This is a genomic window from Polynucleobacter alcilacus, from assembly GCF_018881545.1.
Lineage (GTDB): Bacteria > Pseudomonadota > Gammaproteobacteria > Burkholderiales > Burkholderiaceae > Polynucleobacter > Polynucleobacter alcilacus.
Map to the genome: position 1 here is coordinate 1824913 of NZ_JACVQD010000001.1, position 20440 is coordinate 1845352.

19 protein-coding genes, 1 tRNA gene and 1 pseudogene are annotated in these 20440 nt (G+C 45.8%); 7 read left to right on the forward strand and 14 right to left on the reverse strand.

Going from position 1 to position 20440, the window contains the following annotated elements; genetic code table 11:
* From ICN45_RS09400 to ICN45_RS09410, 3 genes are read right to left on the reverse strand one after another with little or no spacing between them, the layout of a single operon-like run.
* Complete coding sequence (locus tag ICN45_RS09400; protein WP_216861725.1) at window positions 1–1173, reverse strand: glycosyltransferase family 9 protein; 1173 nt, start codon at window positions 1171–1173, stop codon at window positions 1–3.
* Window positions 1174–1953 carry a glycosyltransferase family 2 protein gene (locus tag ICN45_RS09405; RefSeq protein ID WP_216175399.1) on the reverse strand — a complete coding sequence of 260 codons (780 nt, stop codon included), beginning with the start codon at window positions 1951–1953 and terminating at the stop codon, window positions 1174–1176.
* Window positions 1950–2711: a glycosyltransferase family 2 protein gene (locus ICN45_RS09410; protein WP_216175400.1), complete on the reverse strand. Its 762-nt coding sequence runs from the start codon at window positions 2709–2711 to the stop codon at window positions 1950–1952. The genes ICN45_RS09405 and ICN45_RS09410 overlap by 4 nt, the downstream gene beginning before the upstream one ends.
* Before the next feature lie 10 nt (window positions 2712–2721).
* Between ICN45_RS09410 and msbA the strand changes: the two genes are divergently transcribed.
* Complete coding sequence (gene msbA, locus ICN45_RS09415) at window positions 2722–4485, forward strand: lipid A export permease/ATP-binding protein MsbA (RefSeq protein ID WP_216175401.1); 1764 nt, start codon at window positions 2722–2724, stop codon at window positions 4483–4485.
* A gap of 11 nt (window positions 4486–4496) precedes the next feature.
* Here msbA and rng read toward each other — a convergent pair whose 3' ends face one another.
* From rng to ICN45_RS09455, 8 genes and pseudogenes are all read right to left on the reverse strand, one after another.
* Window positions 4497–5960, reverse strand: coding sequence for a ribonuclease G (gene rng / locus ICN45_RS09420; protein WP_216175402.1), 1464 nt, complete (start codon window positions 5958–5960; stop codon window positions 4497–4499).
* On the reverse strand, window positions 5957–6580 hold the full coding sequence (locus tag ICN45_RS09425; protein ID WP_369411472.1) for a Maf family protein: 624 nt from the start codon (window positions 6578–6580) through the stop codon (window positions 5957–5959). The genes rng and ICN45_RS09425 overlap by 4 nt, the downstream gene beginning before the upstream one ends.
* A gap of 4 nt (window positions 6581–6584) precedes the next feature.
* Window positions 6585–7028 carry a 23S rRNA (pseudouridine(1915)-N(3))-methyltransferase RlmH gene (rlmH, locus tag ICN45_RS09430; protein ID WP_216175404.1) on the reverse strand — a complete coding sequence of 148 codons (444 nt, stop codon included), beginning with the start codon at window positions 7026–7028 and terminating at the stop codon, window positions 6585–6587.
* A 36-nt stretch (window positions 7029–7064) separates the two neighbouring features.
* Window positions 7065–7451, reverse strand: a pseudogene (gene rsfS, locus ICN45_RS09435) (ribosome silencing factor); the annotation flags it as partial.
* A gap of 46 nt (window positions 7452–7497) precedes the next feature.
* Window positions 7498–8187 (reverse strand): nicotinate-nucleotide adenylyltransferase, encoded by a 690-nt coding sequence (locus tag ICN45_RS09440; RefSeq protein ID WP_216175406.1) that lies wholly within the window; start codon window positions 8185–8187, stop codon window positions 7498–7500.
* A complete protein-coding gene (gene hemF, locus ICN45_RS09445; protein ID WP_216175694.1) occupies window positions 8184–9095 on the reverse strand; it encodes an oxygen-dependent coproporphyrinogen oxidase in 912 nt (303 codons plus the stop codon). Before hemF ends, ICN45_RS09440 begins: the two co-directional genes overlap by 4 nt.
* Window positions 9096–9153: 58 nt before the next feature.
* Complete coding sequence (purD, locus tag ICN45_RS09450) at window positions 9154–10431, reverse strand: phosphoribosylamine--glycine ligase (protein WP_216175407.1); 1278 nt, start codon at window positions 10429–10431, stop codon at window positions 9154–9156.
* A gap of 21 nt (window positions 10432–10452) precedes the next feature.
* A complete protein-coding gene (locus ICN45_RS09455; protein WP_216175408.1) occupies window positions 10453–11172 on the reverse strand; it encodes a YebC/PmpR family DNA-binding transcriptional regulator in 720 nt (239 codons plus the stop codon).
* A 152-nt stretch (window positions 11173–11324) separates the two neighbouring features.
* On the opposite strand from ICN45_RS09455, the gene ICN45_RS09460 reads away from it, so the two are divergent.
* Window positions 11325–11409, forward strand: a tRNA-Leu gene (locus ICN45_RS09460).
* Window positions 11410–11447: 38 nt separating this feature from the next.
* Here ICN45_RS09460 and ICN45_RS09465 read toward each other — a convergent pair.
* The 3 genes from ICN45_RS09465 to lptF form a co-directional block, all read right to left on the reverse strand.
* On the reverse strand, window positions 11448–12389 hold the full coding sequence (locus ICN45_RS09465; RefSeq protein ID WP_216175409.1) for a CysB family HTH-type transcriptional regulator: 942 nt from the start codon (window positions 12387–12389) through the stop codon (window positions 11448–11450).
* 62 nt (window positions 12390–12451) lie between these two features.
* On the reverse strand, window positions 12452–13606 hold the full coding sequence (lptG, locus tag ICN45_RS09470; RefSeq protein WP_216175410.1) for an LPS export ABC transporter permease LptG: 1155 nt from the start codon (window positions 13604–13606) through the stop codon (window positions 12452–12454).
* Window positions 13603–14718: an LPS export ABC transporter permease LptF gene (gene lptF / locus ICN45_RS09475; protein WP_216175411.1), complete on the reverse strand. Its 1116-nt coding sequence runs from the start codon at window positions 14716–14718 to the stop codon at window positions 13603–13605. The genes lptG and lptF overlap by 4 nt, the downstream gene beginning before the upstream one ends.
* A gap of 150 nt (window positions 14719–14868) precedes the next feature.
* Here lptF and ICN45_RS09480 point away from each other — a divergent pair, with 150 nt between their 5' ends.
* The 5 genes from ICN45_RS09480 to ICN45_RS09500 all read left to right on the forward strand — a co-directional run bounded on the left by ICN45_RS09480 (window position 14869) and on the right by ICN45_RS09500 (window position 20396).
* Window positions 14869–16479, forward strand: a complete 1611-nt coding sequence (locus tag ICN45_RS09480) for a leucyl aminopeptidase (RefSeq protein ID WP_216175412.1) — start codon at window positions 14869–14871, stop codon at window positions 16477–16479.
* A gap of 15 nt (window positions 16480–16494) precedes the next feature.
* Complete coding sequence (locus ICN45_RS09485; protein WP_216175413.1) at window positions 16495–16959, forward strand: DNA polymerase III subunit chi; 465 nt, start codon at window positions 16495–16497, stop codon at window positions 16957–16959.
* Between the two features lie 5 nt (window positions 16960–16964).
* Window positions 16965–17753, forward strand: coding sequence for a prolipoprotein diacylglyceryl transferase (gene lgt / locus ICN45_RS09490; protein WP_216175414.1), 789 nt, complete (start codon window positions 16965–16967; stop codon window positions 17751–17753).
* Window positions 17754–18025: 272 nt separating this feature from the next.
* The gene (locus ICN45_RS09495; protein WP_216175415.1) at window positions 18026–19330 is read left to right on the forward strand and encodes a malonyl-CoA decarboxylase domain-containing protein; all 1305 of its coding nucleotides are present in this window, start codon (window positions 18026–18028) and stop codon (window positions 19328–19330) included.
* Between the two features lie 82 nt (window positions 19331–19412).
* Window positions 19413–20396: a Bug family tripartite tricarboxylate transporter substrate binding protein gene (locus tag ICN45_RS09500; RefSeq protein WP_216175416.1), complete on the forward strand. Its 984-nt coding sequence runs from the start codon at window positions 19413–19415 to the stop codon at window positions 20394–20396.
* Window positions 20397–20440: the final 44 nt, after the last annotated feature.

Here is a 20440-nt window from a genome sequence, read left to right on the forward strand (position 1 = left end):
TTATTGTTGTAGCGTTTGCTCAATTGCGGTAATGACTTGATTAGGCTCCAATAAGTCTAAGCACTCACTATAACTATCAGCACGATCCAGGCAGCCTGCTTTGCGGCAAGGAACGCATTCACCGGGTCCTTGCAGGATAGTGACATTACCGACGGTCTGTGTGCGGGCGCGCAGTTGATACGGTTGCGCACCACTGAAGCCATTAGGCCATGGCCCAAAGTTTGTTGGTGGAGTCGCCCCAAATAGGGTGATGGTAGGAGTATTGCAGGCAGCGGCTAAGTGGGTGATGGAGGTATCAACACCGATGTAGAGAGCGGCGCCCCTTAGCAAAGATCCTGCCTGCGGAATGGTGAGCGTACCAGCTGCATTGATTGCCTTAGCACGGGTTTCATCATCCAATAAAGAGAAGATGTCATGGTTGAGTTGGACATCTTGTTTAGCAGGTGAGGCACTTAAGATCACTTGGTAACCCCGTTCTACGAGCCAAGTAATTAGGGTTTTCCAATGCCCTAAAGGCCAACGCTTATAGGCAGTCAGCGGACCAGGATGTACGACAACATAAGCTTGTTTAATCTCGCTAGCAATGCTCGGGGGTAATGGTTCACCAGCGGGTGGAGTTACAGTGATTGGCCCGTCGAAGATTTCACGGGGATTTCTGAAAAATACTTCCAGTAAGCGGAGTTTCTCTGCAATGACGTGTTGATTAAAGTAATCGACATCCACCGTATGCATACAGATCCATTTTTTCCAGGTATTTTGTTTTTCTGCCTTACTGCGTTTGGATATATCTTTAACATCCATACCTTGAGGGTGCCCACCTAAGACACCCACCCGACTGAAGGCAGCCACTAAGCCATATATATAAGCGCGATCGCTAGGTTGAGTGATGATAGCCAAGTCATAACGTTGGAATAGACGCTTAAAGAGGGAAAGGTATTCACCAAAACCAGGGCGATCAGAGGTTTCAATGATTTTTGTAATATCCGGATTGCCATGTAGCATATCGAGCTTGCCGCGATAGCCTAGAAAATGAAATTCTGCATCGGGCCATAGTGTTCTTGCTTTGCTGATGAGCGGAGTCGTAACCAGTACATCCCCAATTTGCCTAGTGGCTATAAATAACACTTTTTTGGGTTTAAGTTTAGAGAAAGAGCCTATATTGGGTACGCTCATTTACATTGCCTTTGCCATTATCTTTTCACGCACACGACGTGCATTCTCAGCAGCATTACTTTGATCGTTTATTTTGTGAAAGAGATGGAGTACTTCAGTAGCCCATGATCCCGATTTACGAGTAATGTGATGACGCTGTAAGCGGAATACAAAATCGGCATCCTCATGCCCCCAGCCAGTGAGGGTCTCATCAAAGCCATTAATGGCTTCTGCATCTGCTTTCCAACAAGCCATATTGCAGCCTTTAATCCGACGCCATACAAACTTTTTGTATGCCCGCCATGATCCATCGCCCAGCTTGATCTTAAAAGGGAGGCATTTATTGATTCCACCACTGAGACGCTCGCTAATGAGATGTGAGCAAAAGCGCTCGAAGTCCCATGTTGGCCAAGTTAATAATTGCCGAGTGAACTTTTCATTCAGCAGTACGCGACTGCCAGTAACTAGATATCCCTTTTGGGCTAATGCGCGATGACGGGCTATAAAGTCGGGTTGCACGATGCAATCACCGTCCAAAAATACCAAGTAGTCACCGTGCGCTGCAGTAATGGCTTGATTTAGAATTTTGCTTTTACGAAAACCATGATCATCCTGCCAAAGATGGGTAACCGCTATTGAGAAAGTTGACTTAATTTGATCAATGACTTGCTTGGTACTCTCGGTAGAGCCATCATCGGCAATGATGATTTCAAAATCACAATCCGTTTGTGTGGCCAATGATTCTAGGCACAACTTGAGTGCTTGCGGCCAGTTATAAGTAGCCAACAAAATCGAAATCATTTACTGGCATCCTGATTTAATTGCCATAACTTGAGGTAGCGGTAGTAGGTCCCTTGCCCATTAGAAATTGCTAGAGCAAAACCTTGCGCGCCGTCTAAAAATCCAGCGCGAATAATGTAAGTGCGAATAAAGGCCCAGAAACCATGCAGAATTGCTTTCAAGGGATTGCTAGTCTTGCCTTTAGCAAAAGCCTGCTCTGCAGAAGCAGTGGAGTAGCGATCGAGTTTTTGTAAAACTTGGGAATAGTTCATAAAACTGTAGTGCAACATGGGGTTCTTAAGCTTGGCGACTTGACCATTGGGAATGAGTCGCTCATGGACTAAGTCATCTGAAAAGCGGGCTGTTCCCCGCTTAAAGAGCCGATCCACATAATCCGGACTCCAACCAGAATGGCGAATAAATCTGCCGCAATACCAAGACAGGCGGGGAATGGCAAAACAGTCCACGTGGGCACTATGGTTTACCGCTGTCGCGATTTCCGATCTGAGGGCAGGCGTGAGTCTTTCGTCAGCATCTAAAGAGAGTACCCAGTCACCCGTGGCAAGGTCCAAGGCACGGTTCTTTTGGGGGCCAAAACCAGGCCAATCTGAGGGCTGAGCTAGGGTTGCCCCATAGTTTTTTGCGATTTCTAGGGTGCGGTCGGAGCTGGCTGTATCCACCACCACAATCTGTTGGGCTATACCCTCTAGGGAGGCTAGACAATCGTCCAAATTGGCCTCTTCATTACGGGTGATGAGTATGACTGATAAGGTGGGCATAATTCATTATATGAATGCTCAAGACCGTACTGCCTTAAATCGCATTATTTCCTACCTCAAGCCCCATATGGGCTTGATTATTGGCTCTTTGGTCGCCATGGCCTTTGTCGCTGGAGCTGAGACCTCAATACCTGCCCTGATGAAGCCTTTGCTGGATCGAGGCTTTACTGGCGAACTAGATAACAAACTTTGGCAGATACCCGTTTTCTTGGTTGGCTTGGCTTTAGTGCGCAGCATGGCCCAGTTCTTATCAAACTATCTGTTGACCCGCGTTATTAATTCTGTTCTTCTGAAATTACGTGAGCAGATGTTTCAAACTTTGCTCCATGCAAGCACTACCTTCTTTCAAAAAAATTCTGCCTCTCAATTGATCAACGCAGTAGTGTTTGAGGTGAACAATGTGCTCTCCATTATGGGTGGCATGCTCATCAGTCTAGTGCGCGATTCATTAACAGTCATTGGTTTAATGGGTTACCTCATTTATTTGAATTGGCAACTCACCTTAGTAGTTTTGGTGATTTTCCCCGTCATTGCCTTCATCATGAGTAGGATTAATCGACGCCTCAGATCACTCAATCGTGAACAGCAAAATTTAACTAGTGAATTGGCTTATATCGTTGAAGAGGCAGCTGCTGGTTACAAAATAGTAAAAGTACATGGCGCTGAGCAGTATGAGACTCGCCGCTTTATGGAAAAGGCAGAGCGCTTAAGACAGTTTGCCCTGAAATCCGCTGTGGCAGGCGGCTTGAATCAACCAATCACTCAGCTCGTCGCATCCATGGCCTTGTCCGTTGTATTGGTGATTGCTCTGATGCAGTCTGCCACTGAAGGCACTACTGTCGGCGGGTTTGCAGCCTTTGTTACCGCCATGATGTTGGTAATTTCACCCTTGAAACACTTGGCAGATATTAATCAACCTCTACAGCGTGGCTTGACGGCTGCTGAAATGATCTTTGGCTTAATGGATCAACCTTTTGAGGAAGATGAAGATCGTAAGCTCAACATGAAGTCATTAGATAGAGCAAAAGGCGGAATTCATTTTGAGGATGTTGGATTCTCTTACGAGCAAGAGGCAGGTCGTAAAGATGCATTAAGTAGCATTAATCTGCTGATTCGTCCTGGCGAGGTAGTCGCATTTGTAGGGCCGTCAGGCGGTGGTAAATCTAGCTTGGTCAATTTATTGCCACGCTTCTATAAACCGACTAGCGGTCATATTTTCTTAGACGACATTCCACTGGAAGATATCGTGTTGGCGGATGTCAGAAGGCAAATTGCTTTTGTAAGTCAGGATGTCATTCTATTTAACGACACCATAGCAGCGAACGTGGCTTATGGCGCATTAGGTCAAGAAGGAATTGACCGCGGACGCGTGATGGAAGCGCTCGAAGCCGCTAATCTGAGCGCCTTGATTCAGGAGTTACCAGAAGGCATTGACTCGATGATTGGCGATAACGGCAATCGCCTATCTGGTGGCCAGCGCCAGCGCTTGGCAATCGCGCGGGCAATTTATAAAAATGCCCCAATTCTGATATTGGATGAGGCTACTTCAGCTTTGGATTCTGAATCAGAGCGTCAGGTTCAGGATGCTTTAGACAAGCTGATGGCTGGCAGGACCACTTTGGTGATTGCACATCGACTATCAACTATTGAACATGCGGATCGCATTGTGGTTCTGGAGCATGGCCAGATCGTTGAAAATGGCTCTCATGAGGATTTAATTCAGCAAGACGGTCTTTATGCGAATCTACATCGCATTCAGTTCTCAAACGACTAGGAATATATTCATTAACTAAGAACGATGTCGTATTGCTCTTGGCGAAAACTGCCTTCCGCTTGAAGGGTAATTGGCTTACCAATGAAATCCCCCAGCTGGGCTAAGAATTGATTCTCTTCCTCTAGAAATAAATCGATCACATCTGGCGCTGCCACGATTCTGAACTCACGAGGATTAAATTGACGATGTTCGCGCACGATTTCACGCAAGATTTCGTAACAAATGGTTTGAGCAGTTTTGATCTCGCCTTTACCCATACAGGTTGCACAGGGTTCGCAAGTGATGTGGGCTAGGGATTCGCGCGTCCGCTTACGGGTCATTTCTATCAAACCTAAGGCAGAAAACTCACTCAACGAAGTACGGGCGTGATCTCGTTCCAGGTTGCGCTTTAATTCATGTAAAACCGCTTCTTGATGATCCTTACTAAGCATGTCAATGAAGTCAATAATGATGATGCCGCCCAGATTCCGTAAACGGAGTTGACGAGCAATCGCTTGAGCTGCTTCTAAATTAGTTTTAAAGACGGTGTCATCTAAATTACGTGCACCAACATAACTACCCGTATTGACATCAATCGTTGTCATGGATTCGGTCTGGTCAATCATGAGATAACCACCCGACTTTAAGTCCACGCGACGACCTAATGCTTTGTTAATTTCTGCATCAACCTCAAATAGGTCAAAAAGGGCACGTTCACCTCGGTGTAGGGTGAGTTTGCCGAGGAGATTGGGCATATACAGATTGGTGAAGGCCTTGAGTTTTTCAAAATTCTCTGCAGAATCCACTCGTATTTGGGTGGTTTCTTCACCAGCAAGATCACGCAATACTCGCTCGGCAAGACTGAGATCTTGATAGAGCAGGCTTGGTGCTGCTTTTTGCTTCGTAGCTTCACGGATATTTTCCCAGGTAGTTCGCAGATAGCGCATATCGTGTTGCAATTCGGTATCGCTTGCTTCCTGGGCGCTAGTGCGAACAATGATTCCGCCTTTTTCATCTACGGCCATGAGGCTGGCAAGACGAGCCTTGATAGCTTCACGTTCTTCTGGTTGATCAATTCTTTGGGAGACGCCAATATATTTTTCAGTTGCTGCGTCGCTGCCTGCTGGAGGTAGGTAAACCAAATTACGTCCAGCAATACTCAGTTGAGCTGTTAAGCGAGCACCCTTGGTTCCGAGAGGATCTTTTAATACTTGGACTAGCAGTGTTTGTCCCTCAAACAGCAATTTTTCAATTTGAGCTTGAGGATTATTTTGGACAATGTCGGCAACATGCATAAAGGCAGTGCGCTCAAGGCCAATTTCAATAAAGGCAGATTGCATCCCAGGTAAAACACGCACGACTTTGGCTAGATAAATATTGCCTACGATGCCCCGTTGCCGAGTGCGCTCAATTTGCAGTTCTTGAACTGCGCCTTGCTGAATTAAGGCAACCCTAGTTTCTTGAGGGGTGATATTGATGAGGATTTCTTCATTCATATACGGGTAACTTGGGCGCGATCAAGAAGTTGAGCTGTTTCGTAAATGGGTAAGCCCATGATACCGCTATAGCTTCCAGTAATCGAGGGAATAAAGACGCCGCCCAGACCTTGAATGCCATAGGCTCCTGCTTTACCAAAGGGCTCCCTGCTGGCGATATAGGCGTCAATCTGCTCTTGACTTAAGTCAGTAAATTGCACTGTTGAAATCTGTAGAAGGCAAAGTGGTTTTTCTGTTGGGGTAATAGTTATAGCAACTGCAGTGAGTACTTCATGGACTTTGCCGCTCAGCATAGTCAAAATTCGAGCAGCATCCAGTGCATCGGTAGGTTTACCTAAAATTTCACCATCAATCTGCTTGGGTAAGCTGACGGTAGTGTCTGCGCATAAGATGGGAGCCCATGGTAATTGACCCTGTTGCCAACGTTTTAAAGCGGCAGCACTCTTGGCTAGGGTGACGCGCTCAACATAAGTGCGCGCCTTTTCCTGAGGAAGCGGAATTTCGATACTTTCACTATCTTCATCAGGTAATGGCGCCAGCATTTCAAAGGACACCCCCATTTGCATGAGGATTTCTTGACGGCGAGGACTTTGCGAGGCGAGATAAATAAAAGAATTCACAATATTACTCACGATGGTAGGGGTGTCCCTGGAGAATCGTCCAGGCCCGATAGAGTTGTTCGACCAGTAGAACCCTAGCCATTGCATGGGGTAGGGTCAGACTAGACAAGCGCCATAGGGCTTGTGCATTCGCCTTAAGACTGAGGTCTAAGCCATCCGCGCCACCAATTAAAAAAGTAATATCAACACCTTCTTGGCGCCAAGAGGCCAGTTGCGTTGCGAGGTTTTGAGTAGTTTGATCTTTGCCGCGTTCATCCAATGCAATCACACTTGACCCCTTAGGAATGGACGCCGCTATCTTAATGGCTTCTTTGGCTGGAGTGAGATCGGGTTTGATTTCTTTGATTTCAATACTGCAGTCTGCAGGCATGCGCTTGACATAATCCTGGGTTGCTGTAGCAACCCAATCTGGCATTTTATGTCCAACGGAAACAATCGTTAAGCGCATTGGTAATCGCTTGAAATAAATGGCGAGAAGAATTTACTCGTCGTCTTCGGAATCGCTGGCTTTTACGAGACCTTTGCTACCCGCCAATTTCACGCGTACGGGCTTAGCACCCCACATGCCCTCTAATTGGTAATAAGAGCGCAGCATGGGTTGCAGGATGTGAACCACGACATCACCGCAATCTACCAACACCCATTCGCCGGTTTCTAATCCTTCAATCGAAATGACTTCACCGCCTTTAGCGTTGACATCTTCTTTGACAGACATTGCAAGAGAGCGCGTTTGACGATTGCTTGATCCAGTGGCAATGATCACGCGATCAAATAGTTCACTGAGTTTCGTGGTGTCATAGACACGAATATCTTGCGCTTTAACATCTTCCAGGGCATCAATGATGACGCGTTGTAATTTACGTAAGTCCATGGTTTCTCGATAATCTTTTCTAGTATTTAGGGTGATCTTAGCTTGATTACTGATACAAGCCCAGATTAGTAATGATTTGTAGGGTATGTGAGGGAATTTGCTCGGAGGCAATTTCACTCCGGGAGGATGTTTTTAAGCGAATGCGTAGCTCAGTTGAGGAAAGGTCGACGGACAAACCCTCATCAATATAGATGAGGCCAGCCGGGGTATTTTCAAGAGCAAGTGGCTCTTGAATTTGATGTGATGCTAGTAATTCGTTGATTTCAGGGCTCATCTCGGAGTTCAAGTCATAATTTGGTCGACTCGCCACTGCAAAGTTCATGTATTGAAATAAATCGCGCCAAGAATTCCAACTTGGAAGATGCATGAGGGAGTCTGCACCCGTTAACCAAATTAAACTCGCTTGAGGACCGAAACGCTCTCTAAGTGTCTTGGCGGTATCGATACTATAGCTTGGCCCCGAGCGTTCAATCTCGATACGATCAATGCTCACTTGGGTGGGGATCTGAAGATACAGAAGCGCCCTTGCTAAATCAATTCCCGCTGCCTCAGTGAGTTGAAAGCGAATTTCTGCTGGGGTAATAGCGGAACCTTTTTGCCATGGCTCGCCACTAGGAATAAGAAGTAGTTCATCTAAGTGCAATATTTTGGCAAAATGACTCGCCAGTCTTAAGTGACCGATATGGGGTGGATCAAAGGTCCCCCCTAAAATGCCAATTTTCTTTAGAGCGCTCAAGCTAACCAATCACGAGGTTTGAGATAGTGGTCGTATAACTTAGCCTCAGGGGTACCTGGCTTAGGCTGCCAGTTGTACCACCACTGCACTACTGGCGGCATAGACATCAAGATCGATTCAGTACGTCCACCAGAATGTAAGCCAAAAATAGTGCCGCGATCAAAGATGAGGTTGTATTCAACATAACGGCCCCGACGATATTCTTGGAATGATTTTTCTTCAGATGTGAAAGCATCTTGATAGCGACGTTGCACGATTGGCAGATAAGCATTAATAAAGGCGTCACCGACAGCACGAGTCATAGCAAAGCTTTTCTCAAATCCCAGCTCATTAAAGTCGTCAAAGAATACGCCACCAATCCCGCGAGGCTCTTCACGATGCTTGAGGTAGAAATACTCATCACACCATTTTTTAAAGCGGGGGTAGAGTTCCTCACCAAACGGATCTAAGGCATCTTTAGCAGTTTGATGAAAATGGGTACAGTCTTCATCTACACCGTAATATGGAGTGAGGTCAAAGCCACCACCAAACCACCAGACTGGTTCTTTATCTGGTGCTTGTGCAATAAAGCAGCGCACGTTCATATGGGTAGTGGGAACTTTGGGATTATTCGGATGGAATACCAAGGAAACACCAATAGCCTCAAAACTACGTCCTGCAACTTCAGGACGATGATGGGATGCTGAAGGTGGCATCTGATCGCCACGCACATGTGAAAAACCTACCCCACCTTTTTCTAGAATATTCCCGCCATCGAGTATGCAAGTACGACCGTAGCCTTTAAGTTTGCTATCTTCCGGTTTGCTCCACTCATCAACCACAAAGGCTTTACCATCAAGCGCACTCATAGCGGTAGTGATGCGGTCTTGCAGCCCTAAGAAATAATCCTTTAGGACCGCTATATCAATTTGGGCGATTTGAGTAGGTTGTATGGACAAGGGATAACTTTATTTTATTAAGTGGAATTTATTTAATGGCACGGTAGCCGATATCTTTGCGATATTGCATGCCATCAAATTGAATTTTGCTAATTGACTCGTAAGCCTTTTGTTGGGCGCCACGAACCGTATCCGCAAGACCAACAACACACATGACACGACCGCCAGAGGTTATTACTTTGCCATCTTGTAATTGAGTACCTGCGTGGAAAGTGATTTGATCTTCAGTATCAGCCGGAATGCCAGTAATCACATCACCATTGCGAGGGGTATCGGGATAATTGTGAGCAGCCAGTACGACGCCTAAGGCGGTACGACGGTCCCAGCTAAGCTCTACCTCGTTCAGTTTTCCATCTACTGCGTGATCAAGGGCATTCACAAGATCACTGCGTAAGCGTGCCATGATGGGTTGAGTTTCTGGGTCGCCCATGCGGCAATTAAATTCCAAGGTTTTAATCTTGCCATCTGGTGAAATCATCAGACCGGCATATAAGAAACCTGTGTAAGGAATACCATCAGCTTCCATTCCTCTGACTGTAGGCATGATGACTTCACGTAATGCCCTGGCATGGATTTCTGGAGTAACTACTGGGGCAGGGGAGTAGGCGCCCATGCCGCCAGTATTCGGACCTTGATCTGCATCGAGCAAACGTTTGTGGTCTTGGCTGGTTGCCAAGGCAAGAACATTTTTTCCATCAACCAGCACAATAAAACTGGCTTCTTCACCGGTCAGGAATTCTTCAATGACCACGCGTGCACCAGCATTACCGAATTTGTTATCTGCCAACATCATGTCAACGGCAGCATGGGCTTCCTCTAGAGTCATGGCAACCACAACACCTTTACCTGCAGCAAGGCCATCGGCTTTAATCACGATAGGTGCGCCTTTGTCATCAATATAGGCGTGAGCCTCTAAAGCATTGGAGAAAGTTTGGTAGTCCGCAGTCGGAATACCATGACGTTTCATAAATGCTTTGGAAAAGTCTTTTGAGGACTCTAGTTGCGCAGCCAGTTGCGTTGGGCCAAAAATACGCAGGCCATGATTACGAAATACATCCACAATGCCAGCCGCTAATGGCGCTTCGGGACCAACAATGGTCAGATGAATCTTCTCCCGTTTAGCGAAATCCGCTAGATCTTGTAAGTCAGTAATCGGCAGATTCTCAATTCCGGCAGTAACTTGCTTGGCAGTAGCTGTGCCGCCATTACCAGGCGCGACAAAGACAGTTTGCACTTGTGGTGATTGAGCAAGCTTCCAGGCTAATGCATGCTCACGACCGCCAGATCCAATCAGAAGAATTTTCATAGTAGAAGAAGTAATCAGGGTTTAAAGAGCTGCGTTGGTAAATACTTCTTGAACGTCATCAAGGTTTTCAAGAGCATCTAAAAGTTTCTGCATGCTTTCTGCTTGATCACCTTCGAGTGTAATTTCTGTTTCAGGGCGCATTGCTACAGTAGCTAATTCCGCCTTCATTCCTGCTTTGCTAATAGCATCTTGTACTTTGGTGAAATCTGGCACGGGAGTCAATACCTCAAATGAGCCATCATCATGGGTGATGACATCTTCAGCGCCTGAATCTAATGCAACTTCCATGAGTTGATCTTCGCTTGTGCCAGGTGCAAAAAGCATTTGGCCACAATGCTTGAACAGGAAAGCAACAGAACCTTCAGCTCCCATATTGCCGCCATTCTTATTAAAAGCATGACGAACTTCTGCTACGGTACGCGTACGGTTATCAGTGAGGCAGTCCACAATAATGGCGGCACCATTCATGCCATAGCCTTCATAACGGATCTCTTCATAGTTCACACCTTCAAGCGAGCCAGTGCCTCGCTGAATAGCGCGTTGCACGTTGTCATTGGGCATATTAGAGTCTTTAGCTTTGTCGATAGCTAAGCGCAAGCGGGGATTCGTAGCAATATCTCCACCACCTAATTTGGCAGCAACAGTAATTTCTTTAATCAGTTTGGTCCAAATCTTGCCGCGTTTTTCGTCTTGACGACCTTTGCGGTGCTGAATATTGGCCCATTTCGAGTGGCCGGCCATACGGGTAAGTCCTTTTAATAATTTGGCTAGAAGACCTCATTTTAAGGGCTTCTAGCCCCAAGGTAGGAAGTTACTAAGCTTTTTTTGTTACACTCTCATGTCTTAGCAGTAAGAAAATATCAATGTAAGCAGAATTTCCACTGCAAACACCTGCCTCGGTGATGGAATTGGTAGACGTGCCGGACTCAAAATCCGGTGCCGCAAGGCGTGGCGGTTCGAGTCCGCCCCGAGGCACCACTCAAAAGACACTTCAGTCCCTGAGTATTTTTACTGACTTAAATTTCGTAAGAATCCGATTCGTTGGACATTGCCTGCTCAACAATCTTCTTGGTTAGCGTTGGTGAGAAGAGTTCAATGAAGGTGTATACAAAGGAGCGTAGGTAAGCACCTTGTTTCACCCCAAGATGGGTAACATTATTGCCAAACAGATGACCCGCTTGAATCACTTTGAGATTACGGTCTCTGTCGGGGTCATAGGCATGGCCTGCAACGATGCCGATACCCATGCCTGTTTCTACATAGGTTTTAATCACATCGGCATCAATTGCTTCCAGAATAATGTCTGGACTTAAGTTGCGCTGTGCAAATGCGGCATCAATTTTGCTGCGCCCAGCAAATGCTCTGTCATAAGTAATGATGGGGTACTTGGCAATTTCCTCTAAAGTCACGCTGGCTTGATTGAGAAGTGGATGACTCAAGGGAACCATCACCACGTGCTGCCACTGATAGCCAGGTAGCGCCAGTACTCCAGGGGTATTAGCAATGCCTTCAGTGGCAATGGCGATATCTGCCCGATCATGAGTAAGTAACTCTGCAATTTGTCCGGGATTGCCTTGTTGAATGCTGACGCGCACCTTCGGAAAGCGCTTTGTGAATTCAGTAAGTACTTTTGGAAGCGCATAACGCGCTTGGGTATGTGTTGTCGCTATAACAAAGTTACCTTGATCTTGGCTGGCAAAATCTTTACCAACGCGTTTCAGTGTTTCGACTTCATCCAGAATGCGTTCAATGGAAAGAAGGATGCGTTTACCCGGCTCAGTGAGTGAGCGAATACGCTTGCCATGACGGCGGAAGATTTCAACACCCAATTCATCTTCAAGCTCAATAATCGCTTTAGATACGCCTGGCTGAGAAGTGAATAAGGCCTTCGCAGCAGAGGTCAGATTAAAGTTTTGCCTTACGGCTTCACGCACAAAGCGGAATTGATGAAGATTCATATGGATTCCTATCTATATATCTACAGAGATATAGGAATCAAATTCTAAATGAATTTTAGGTATTAAGCTTTAGAAACCCAGCGTAAGCCGATCAGCGCTAGCAGGAAGTAGAGGAGTGGCGGCGTAAGGGCTGTCACAAAGGCTGGCCAAGAGCCAAGCAGCCCAATGTTTGAGAATAAGGAGTTAAAGAGCTGGAAGCTCATACCCAACATAATCCCACCAAATACCTTAATACCGACACTTCCCGCGCGCACTTTTAGAAAGGCAAAAGGGAGTGCTAAAGCAAGCATCACAAAAATCGTAAATGGATAAACTACTTTTTTCCAAAAAGCGATGGAGTGACGCTGTGCATCTTGCTTGTTGTCACGAAGATGGGAAATGAAACGACCCAGGCTCACGATAGACATTTTCTCTGGACTCACCAGTAGCACACTCAGAATTTGTGGAGTGACTTCTGACTCTAGGGTCAGCATGGGGGATGTGGTGGTCTTTGCAGAAAAAACGGGGTTCAGTGGATCGCTTTGCTTGGTTTCTCTAAAGCGAGTCTCTATGACGTCATTGAGAACCCAGGTACCAGATTCATCAAACTGCCCAGACGCAGCACTTCTGATGGAGAGTAGGCGATAAACGTCGTCGAATTCATACATTCGAATATTGCTAATCTCATTATCTTTATCTACCTTGCCAACGTTCACATAGCGAACACCAGGGCGGATAGGGCCACTGCCATCGTCATCTCGCAGACGATCTTTAACCCATACACCAGTTTTAAATTGGGATGTATATGCGGCGCCCATTGCTTTCATACGAATTTGATCGGACTTCGCCTCTGTGTAGGGGCCGACCCATTCGCTCATGATGAGGGTCAGCGCAACTAGCGGTATAGAGATTTTTCCTAGTGTGAGCAGGCCCCGTTTTACATCTAATCCTGCAATGCGCAAGATCGTAAACTCCGATTGACTCGCTAACATGGCAAAAACATAAATACTCCCAATCAGACTGGCAATGGGAATAATTTCGGAGATACGGCTTGGGGCTTTCAGTAAAACATGTAATAAGGCTAAGGTGAGTGTGTAGCCACCTTGGACAGATCCCAACTCACTCAAAATATCAAAGAACAAAAATAAGGCAACCAGCGCAAACAAAATAAAACCAAATGCAGCATAAATTTGTTTGGCTAAATAACGCTCATAGATATAAGGAAAGAGCAATTTCATTTGCTTGCAAATCTGGCGGGCAACTGACGTCGCCACCACCTTACAGAAGGGTTAATGCGATTGCGGATTAAGACGAAGGCAATCAAGAGTGCCAATAGATGAATCGGCCAGATGCCGGTCAACATACTCACCTTACCCTTAGAGACAAAGTTTTGGGTGAGGTTTAGTAGGTTGCTATAGATTAAGTAGATGAGCACAGCGTAAAACATCGCAGTGTAACTACCCAGCCTTGGATTTACGTAGGCCAAGGGAATGGCGATCAGAACCAGTCCTAAGGCCATGAGTGGTAAACCGATGCGCCATAGCAATTCTGCGAGATTAGCATTGATAAGCTCTGGTTTGGATTTGTCTAGCAATTCAGTAATCGATTTTTCTCGATCTCGAGGTGGCGGGGCTAACACATCTTTGCCATGGATCTTAGTAGTGTATTCAGCAAATTCCAGGATTCTGAAATCAGGCTGGGTGGGTAGCCCTTCATAACGGCGGCCACTATGAAGAACGATAGATTTTGCACCGCCTTCAGAGTTCTGAATATAGCCACTTGAAGCAACGGCAACACTCAGGCGACCGTTTTTGGAGTCAGCCACAAAGATATTTTTAACTTCGCTTTTATCAACATCTAATTCTTCAATGAAAAAGACGCGTTCAGCTCTGGCAGATTCTTTAAATTGGCCAGAGCTCACCATAGAAACGTCATCGCGTTGTTGGAAGCGTTGGCTTATGAGGGTGGACTCGCGGTTAGCCCATGGCCAGACAAAAAGTGCCAATAGGGCAATGACGATGATGAGTGGCGTTGCGAATTGCAAAATAGGACGAATTAAATTGGTCACGCTTAGACCACTGGCAAACCAAACGATCATTTCAGAATCTTTGTACCAGCGCACCAACACAATCAGTGTTGCCACGAATAAGGAGACGGTTAGTAAAACCGCTAAATATCCCAATGTGGCCAATGCAATTAAAACGATCGCATCTTCCGGATTGACGGTGCCGTTTGCTGCATAGCCCAAAATTCGAATGACCAAGGTGGTCACCATAATGGTTACCAAGACCAAAAAGACGCCGCCAGTCGTAAAACTGAGTTCTCGGCGCAGGGCTTGGTTAAAAATCATAAGAAGCTATTTATTTAGATTAGTAGGGTTATTAGTCAGGCGTAAATGGCTTATATTGCTGCATATAAAGGGAGGGCATCTCATGTCGGAGGATAATGGATAAACAACCTTTTACTCCCTTGAATCGCTTTAAAAATACCGTAATACATTATGACAATTCAATTTAGTACCAAGATTTTCCCTCAAGCTGACCTTCAAAGCGCAAAACTCCAGAAAATGAGCCTCAAAAGCCTGTTGAATCAGACTTCTGACTGTTTGGTTTTGGCTTACTCCATGGCGGATTTCGAGAGCTTTGGCGGCGCTAAAGTAGCTAAGACTAAATCCGGCCTGCTGACTGAGTTGGATCAGCTACTAGGTGGCTCAGTCAGTCATGCACATTCCATTGGTGATCTAGACTCTAAGCAAGCATCAGTTTGCGTATTGCGTTCAGAAAAATCTTGGGCGTCCAATGGAGTGAAAGCAAAGCGCGTTTTATTGCTGAGCTTGGGAGATTTACAGCTTGCGAGTGAACGCAGTCTGACAAGCTTTTCTAAAGTAGCGCGCGCAGGCTTGAAAGCATTAAGCGGCGGATCTATTGAAAGTGCGCTTTGGTTTGTTCCTAGTTTTGCAATTGCGCACAAAGTGGACTTGATGGCCGAAGAAGTGCGCCTCACTATTCAGTATGCAGGTGATCAAGCATATCGATTTGGTGTGCGTCAGCCAGCTATGAAATTTAAAGCAAAAGATACAGCAGATAGCCTTAAGCAATTGGTCTTTGCAGGTAATACCGCCTGCGCTAAGGAGCTGAAGGCGGCTGTTGAGCAAGGTAGTGCCATCGTTGAGGGGATGAACCTCGCAAAAGATCTTGGCAATCTTCCTGCCAACGTTTGTAATCCAACTTATCTAGGAAAGACTGCACAAAGTTTAAGTAAAAAAGTAGGCTTAAAGGTCGAAGTGCTTGGGCGCAAGCAAATAGAAGCCCTGGGCATGGGATCTTTTTTATCGGTAGCCAATGGCTCGGAAACGCCGCCCCAATTTATTGTGATGCGCCATCTAGGTGGAAAAGTGGGCGAAGCACCGATTGTCTTAGTGGGTAAAGGCATCACTTTCGATACTGGTGGTATTTCACTAAAACCGGGTGAGGCGATGGATGAGATGAAATACGATATGTGCGGCGCCGCCTCGGTTATTGGAACAATGTATTCGATTGGGCTGATGAAATTAAAGAAAAATGTCATTGGTGTGGTTCCCACTTGTGAAAACATGCCCTCTGGTCAGGCAACTCGTCCGGGCGATATTGTGAAGAGCATGTCTGGACAAACGATTGAGATCCTGAATACCGATGCGGAAGGTCGTTTGATTTTGTGTGATGCGTTAACGTATGTCGAGCGCTTCAAACCGAAGGCAGTAATTGATATTGCCACCTTAACAGGTGCATGTGTGATTGCCTTGGGTCATGTGCATAGCGGTTTGTTTTCAGAAGATGAAGGTTTAGTAGATGCTTTAAGTAAAGCTGGAAAAGCATCTTTAGACACTGTCTGGCGCTTGCCTTTAGATGCTGCGTACCATGAGCAGCTGAAATCAAACTTTGCTGATGTTGCCAATATTGGTGGGCGCCCAGCAGGCAGTGTGACTGCCGCTTGTTTCCTGTCGCGCTTTACTGAGAAATATAAGTGGGCTCACTTGGATATCGCTGGTACAGCTTGGAAGAGTGGTGTCGCCAAAGGATCTACCGGTCGTCCAGTGCCGCTGCTAGTAAACTTCTTGCTTGAGCAAAAGTAAGCAGCTCCAGGCTAGATGGCTCGCATCGATTTTCATAGTAACGTAAACGACAAGCTGGAATACGCTTGTCGTTTAACGCGTAAAATTTGGAGTGCCACTCCTGAAGGTCAGCCAGTTCGTAATATCGTCATGGTGGGCGAGCAGGCTGATCTAAAAAAGTTAGATGAATTGCTGTGGACTTTTAGCAGCACTGATTTTTTGCCCCATTGCTTTATTGATGATGAGGCCGCAGTAGACACCCCCATTCTTTTAACAGACGATTTTGCTTCTCCTGCCCTAAACCAAGTCCCACATGCTGATGTCATGATTCATCTAGGTATGCGAATGCCAGAAGATGTACCGGGTTTAGTAGCGCGCTTCCCCAGAATTGTTGAAGTGGTCACTGTGAATGAAGCAGAGCGTTTAGCGGGGCGTGAGCGCTATAAAGCGTATCGAGAGTTAGGTCATGAGCTTTTTAACTTCGACCAATCTAAAAGTTAATTGCAATGTTGATACATCCCCAGTTTGATCCTGCTGCGATACGTATAGGGTCATTTGCAATTCATTGGTACGGCTTGATGTATCTCATGGCCTTTGCTCAGTTCTTATTATTGGGACGTATCCGCATTCGTACGCCACGCTATCAGAACTTAGGTTGGACTTTTAAAGATCTTGAGGATTTACTTTTTGCTGGTGTCTTAGGTGTCGTTCTTGGAGGGCGCATTGGCTATACCTTGTTTTATATGCCCGACTATTATTTGTCACACCCCTTGAGTATTTTTAAAATATGGGAAGGCGGTATGTCCTTTCATGGCGGCTTGCTAGGGGTACTGCTAGCGCTTTATTGGTTTGCAAAAAAACGGCACACTACATTTTTGGTAGTCAGTGATTTAGTTGCCCCCTTAGTTCCTTTTGGCTTGGCTTTTGGACGCTTAGGAAATTTTATTAATGGGGAGTTATGGGGTAGACCAACTGATTTGCCATGGGCAACAGTATTTCCCTTGGTGGATAGTATCCCGCGTCATCCATCTCAAATCTATCAAATGCTTGCCGAAGGTATTTTGCTTGGCATCATCTTATGGATTTACTCCAGCAAGCCACGTCACTTAGGCCGAGTATCCGGCCTCTTCTTACTTGGTTATGGAGTTTGCCGCTTCTTAACAGAATATGCCCGCGAGCCTGATGCTTTCCTAGGCTTATTGGGACTTGGCTTATCGATGGGGCAGTGGTTATGTGTCCCGATGATTTTGCTAGGAATTTACCTGATGACATTCTCGAAAACAAAAGCGATATAAGACCGCTGCTGAGCGAGGAAGTCACCCTTATTAGGGTAGAAATCCTTCCTTCTTCAGAGTCAGGAATTGTTTTCTCTTTATTTATTAAGGGTGTGCTAATAAAAACCTTGCTCGTATGCTGCATCGCAAAAATAGCTAATCTAGACTATATTCGTCTAATATCTATTAACTTTAGGTTAATGATTCCAGTTTTAATTAATTGATTTTAGAGGGGCGCTGGCGCTACATTGAACTAACGCCATTTTGCCGATAGCCATTCTTAAGAGAACCACATGCTTGAAAAGTTAGCCAAAGCCCGATATTTTTCCCGCGTTACTGGGGCGGTAAACCGCCTTATTTCTGAGCGCGGGGAATCCAATGCTGTGAGCATGGCTGAGGACGTGATTAACAATTATCGCAAGCTCTCCAAGGATCAGCATGGAAAGTTCTTCACATTTTTATTCGAGAAGTTAAATCCTGATCCCGCTGCAGTGATGACGGCTGCACAAAATTTTGCTGCTGAAGGTAATGCCCGAAACTATATTAAGTTGCAACGCGTTACCGAGCCACCTAGACAAGAATTATTTCGTCGTTTAAATCGGGCGACTAATGGAACTGCCGCATTGGTATCTATGCGGCGTGATCTTTTGCAAATACTAGAAAAGCAGCCTGAGTTAATTGCGGTGGACTTTGATCTGCGTCATCTTCTGTCTTCATGGTTTAACCCAGGGTTTTTAAAGATGCACCGGGTTGATTGGAAGTCTCCCGCAGAGGTATTAGAGAAGTTGATTCAGCATGAGGCCGTTCACGCGATCGATGGCTGGGATGACCTGCGCCGCCGCTTGCAGCCTGATCGGAGGTGCTTTGCTTTTTTCCACCCACAATTACCGAATGAACCCTTAATCTTTGTTGAGGTAGCGCTATTACCGGAGATTCCTGCGGTCATTACTCCGCTGGTAGATAAAAAAGCAGAGACAGTGCATCTGACCTCTCAATATAAAGTGGCCGCTTTTTATTCTATTAGTAACTGTGAACCCGGATTGCGTGGAGTCTCTATGGGAAACTTCTTGATCAAGCGGGTTGCCGAACAGTTGCATGCAGAGTTTCCGAGCTTAAAGACTTTTGTAACTCTTTCACCGATTCCTGGTTTTATCGATTGGATTGCTGCAGGCGCAGATCTTGGTGGTGAAACTGTAGGGGTGCAGCTGAAGCCTGCGTTACGCTTGGCTCGAGAGCATGCCTTAGAAGCTATCGGACTCACTACGCGTTCCTGGCCTGAGCGTTTGAGCTCTGGTTGGCATCCGGATAATGCGAGTGAAAAAGAAAAAACCGCCTTACTGACGCTAGCAAGTATTTACTTGGGCATGGGATCCGCGGGTCGTAATGGGAATCCGGTTGCCAAGTTTCACCTGGGAAATGGTGCCAAGTTGCATCAAATCAATTGGGCATCAGACCTATCTCGTAAGGGTTTACGTCAATCCGCTTGTCTGATGGTGAATTATCTCTATGATCTAGGGAATGTGGAAGAAAATCATGAACGCTTTGCTAATGGCGAGATTGTGTATTCAAAAGCAGTTGGAAAATTGATGGCGCCTTAGACTAGAGGTATAGGAATCAATCATTAGAGTATTGAGGTAGTACATAACAAAGCCAAAAAATGGCACGTGGAGGAGACAAAAAATGCAGAAGCAATCTCGATTTACAGGTTTGATGAAGAAGGTCTTGTTTTTAATTTGCGCCGCACCTTTGGCGGTCATGGCACAAGAATGGCCCAATAAGCCTATTACCTTTATCGTGCCATTTCCTGCAGGCGGTGGAACCGATGCATTTGCAAGGCCTTTAGCTGCGCAATTAACCAAGCAGCTAGGTAAACAAATTATTATTGATAACCGTGGTGGTGCTGGCGGTACCCTAGGAGCTTCAATTGCTGCTAAAGCAGCTCCAGATGGATACACATTCTTTATGGGCGCTGCGCACCATGCAATTGCCCCAGCAATGTATCCAAACTTAGATTACGACATTGAGAAAAGCTTCGTTCCTGTAGCGATGGTTGCTAATCCTCCTCAAGTCATTGTGGTGAACCCTAAGAATGTTCAAGTCAAAGACTTGAAAGAATTTATTGCCCTCTTGAAAAAGAACCCAGGTAAATTTAATTACGCTAGCGCGGGTAATGGCTCATCGCATCACCTGGCTGGTGAACAGTTCAAGATGTTGACTAAAACCTTTATTACCCATATTCCATATCGTGGTGCTGGCCCAGCAATGCAAGATCTAATTGCTGGACAGGTTGATGTGGAGTTTGATGGGTTGGGCTCATCTGCTGCTCAAATTAAGAACGGGACTATCGTGGCTTTAGCTGTGGCATCACAAAAACGTGCACCCGGATTTCCGAATGTACCTACTGCTGCAGAGGCGGGTTTAGTGGGTTATGAAGTTTCTACTTGGTATGGTTTATTTGCCCCTAAGGGCACCCCTCAACCGATCATCGACAAGATGATTACTGAAGTGCAAAAAGCAATCAATACACCAGAGTTGAAAACTATTTGGACGAATAATGGATCTGATACACCTAATTTGACTGGCGATGCCTTTGGAAAGTTTGTGAATGCAGATATCAAACGTTGGGCAGCAGTTGCTAAGGCTTCGGGTGCTAAGTTAGATTAATGCATTAACTATTAATAAACGCTGTAAACATGACTGTTTGGATT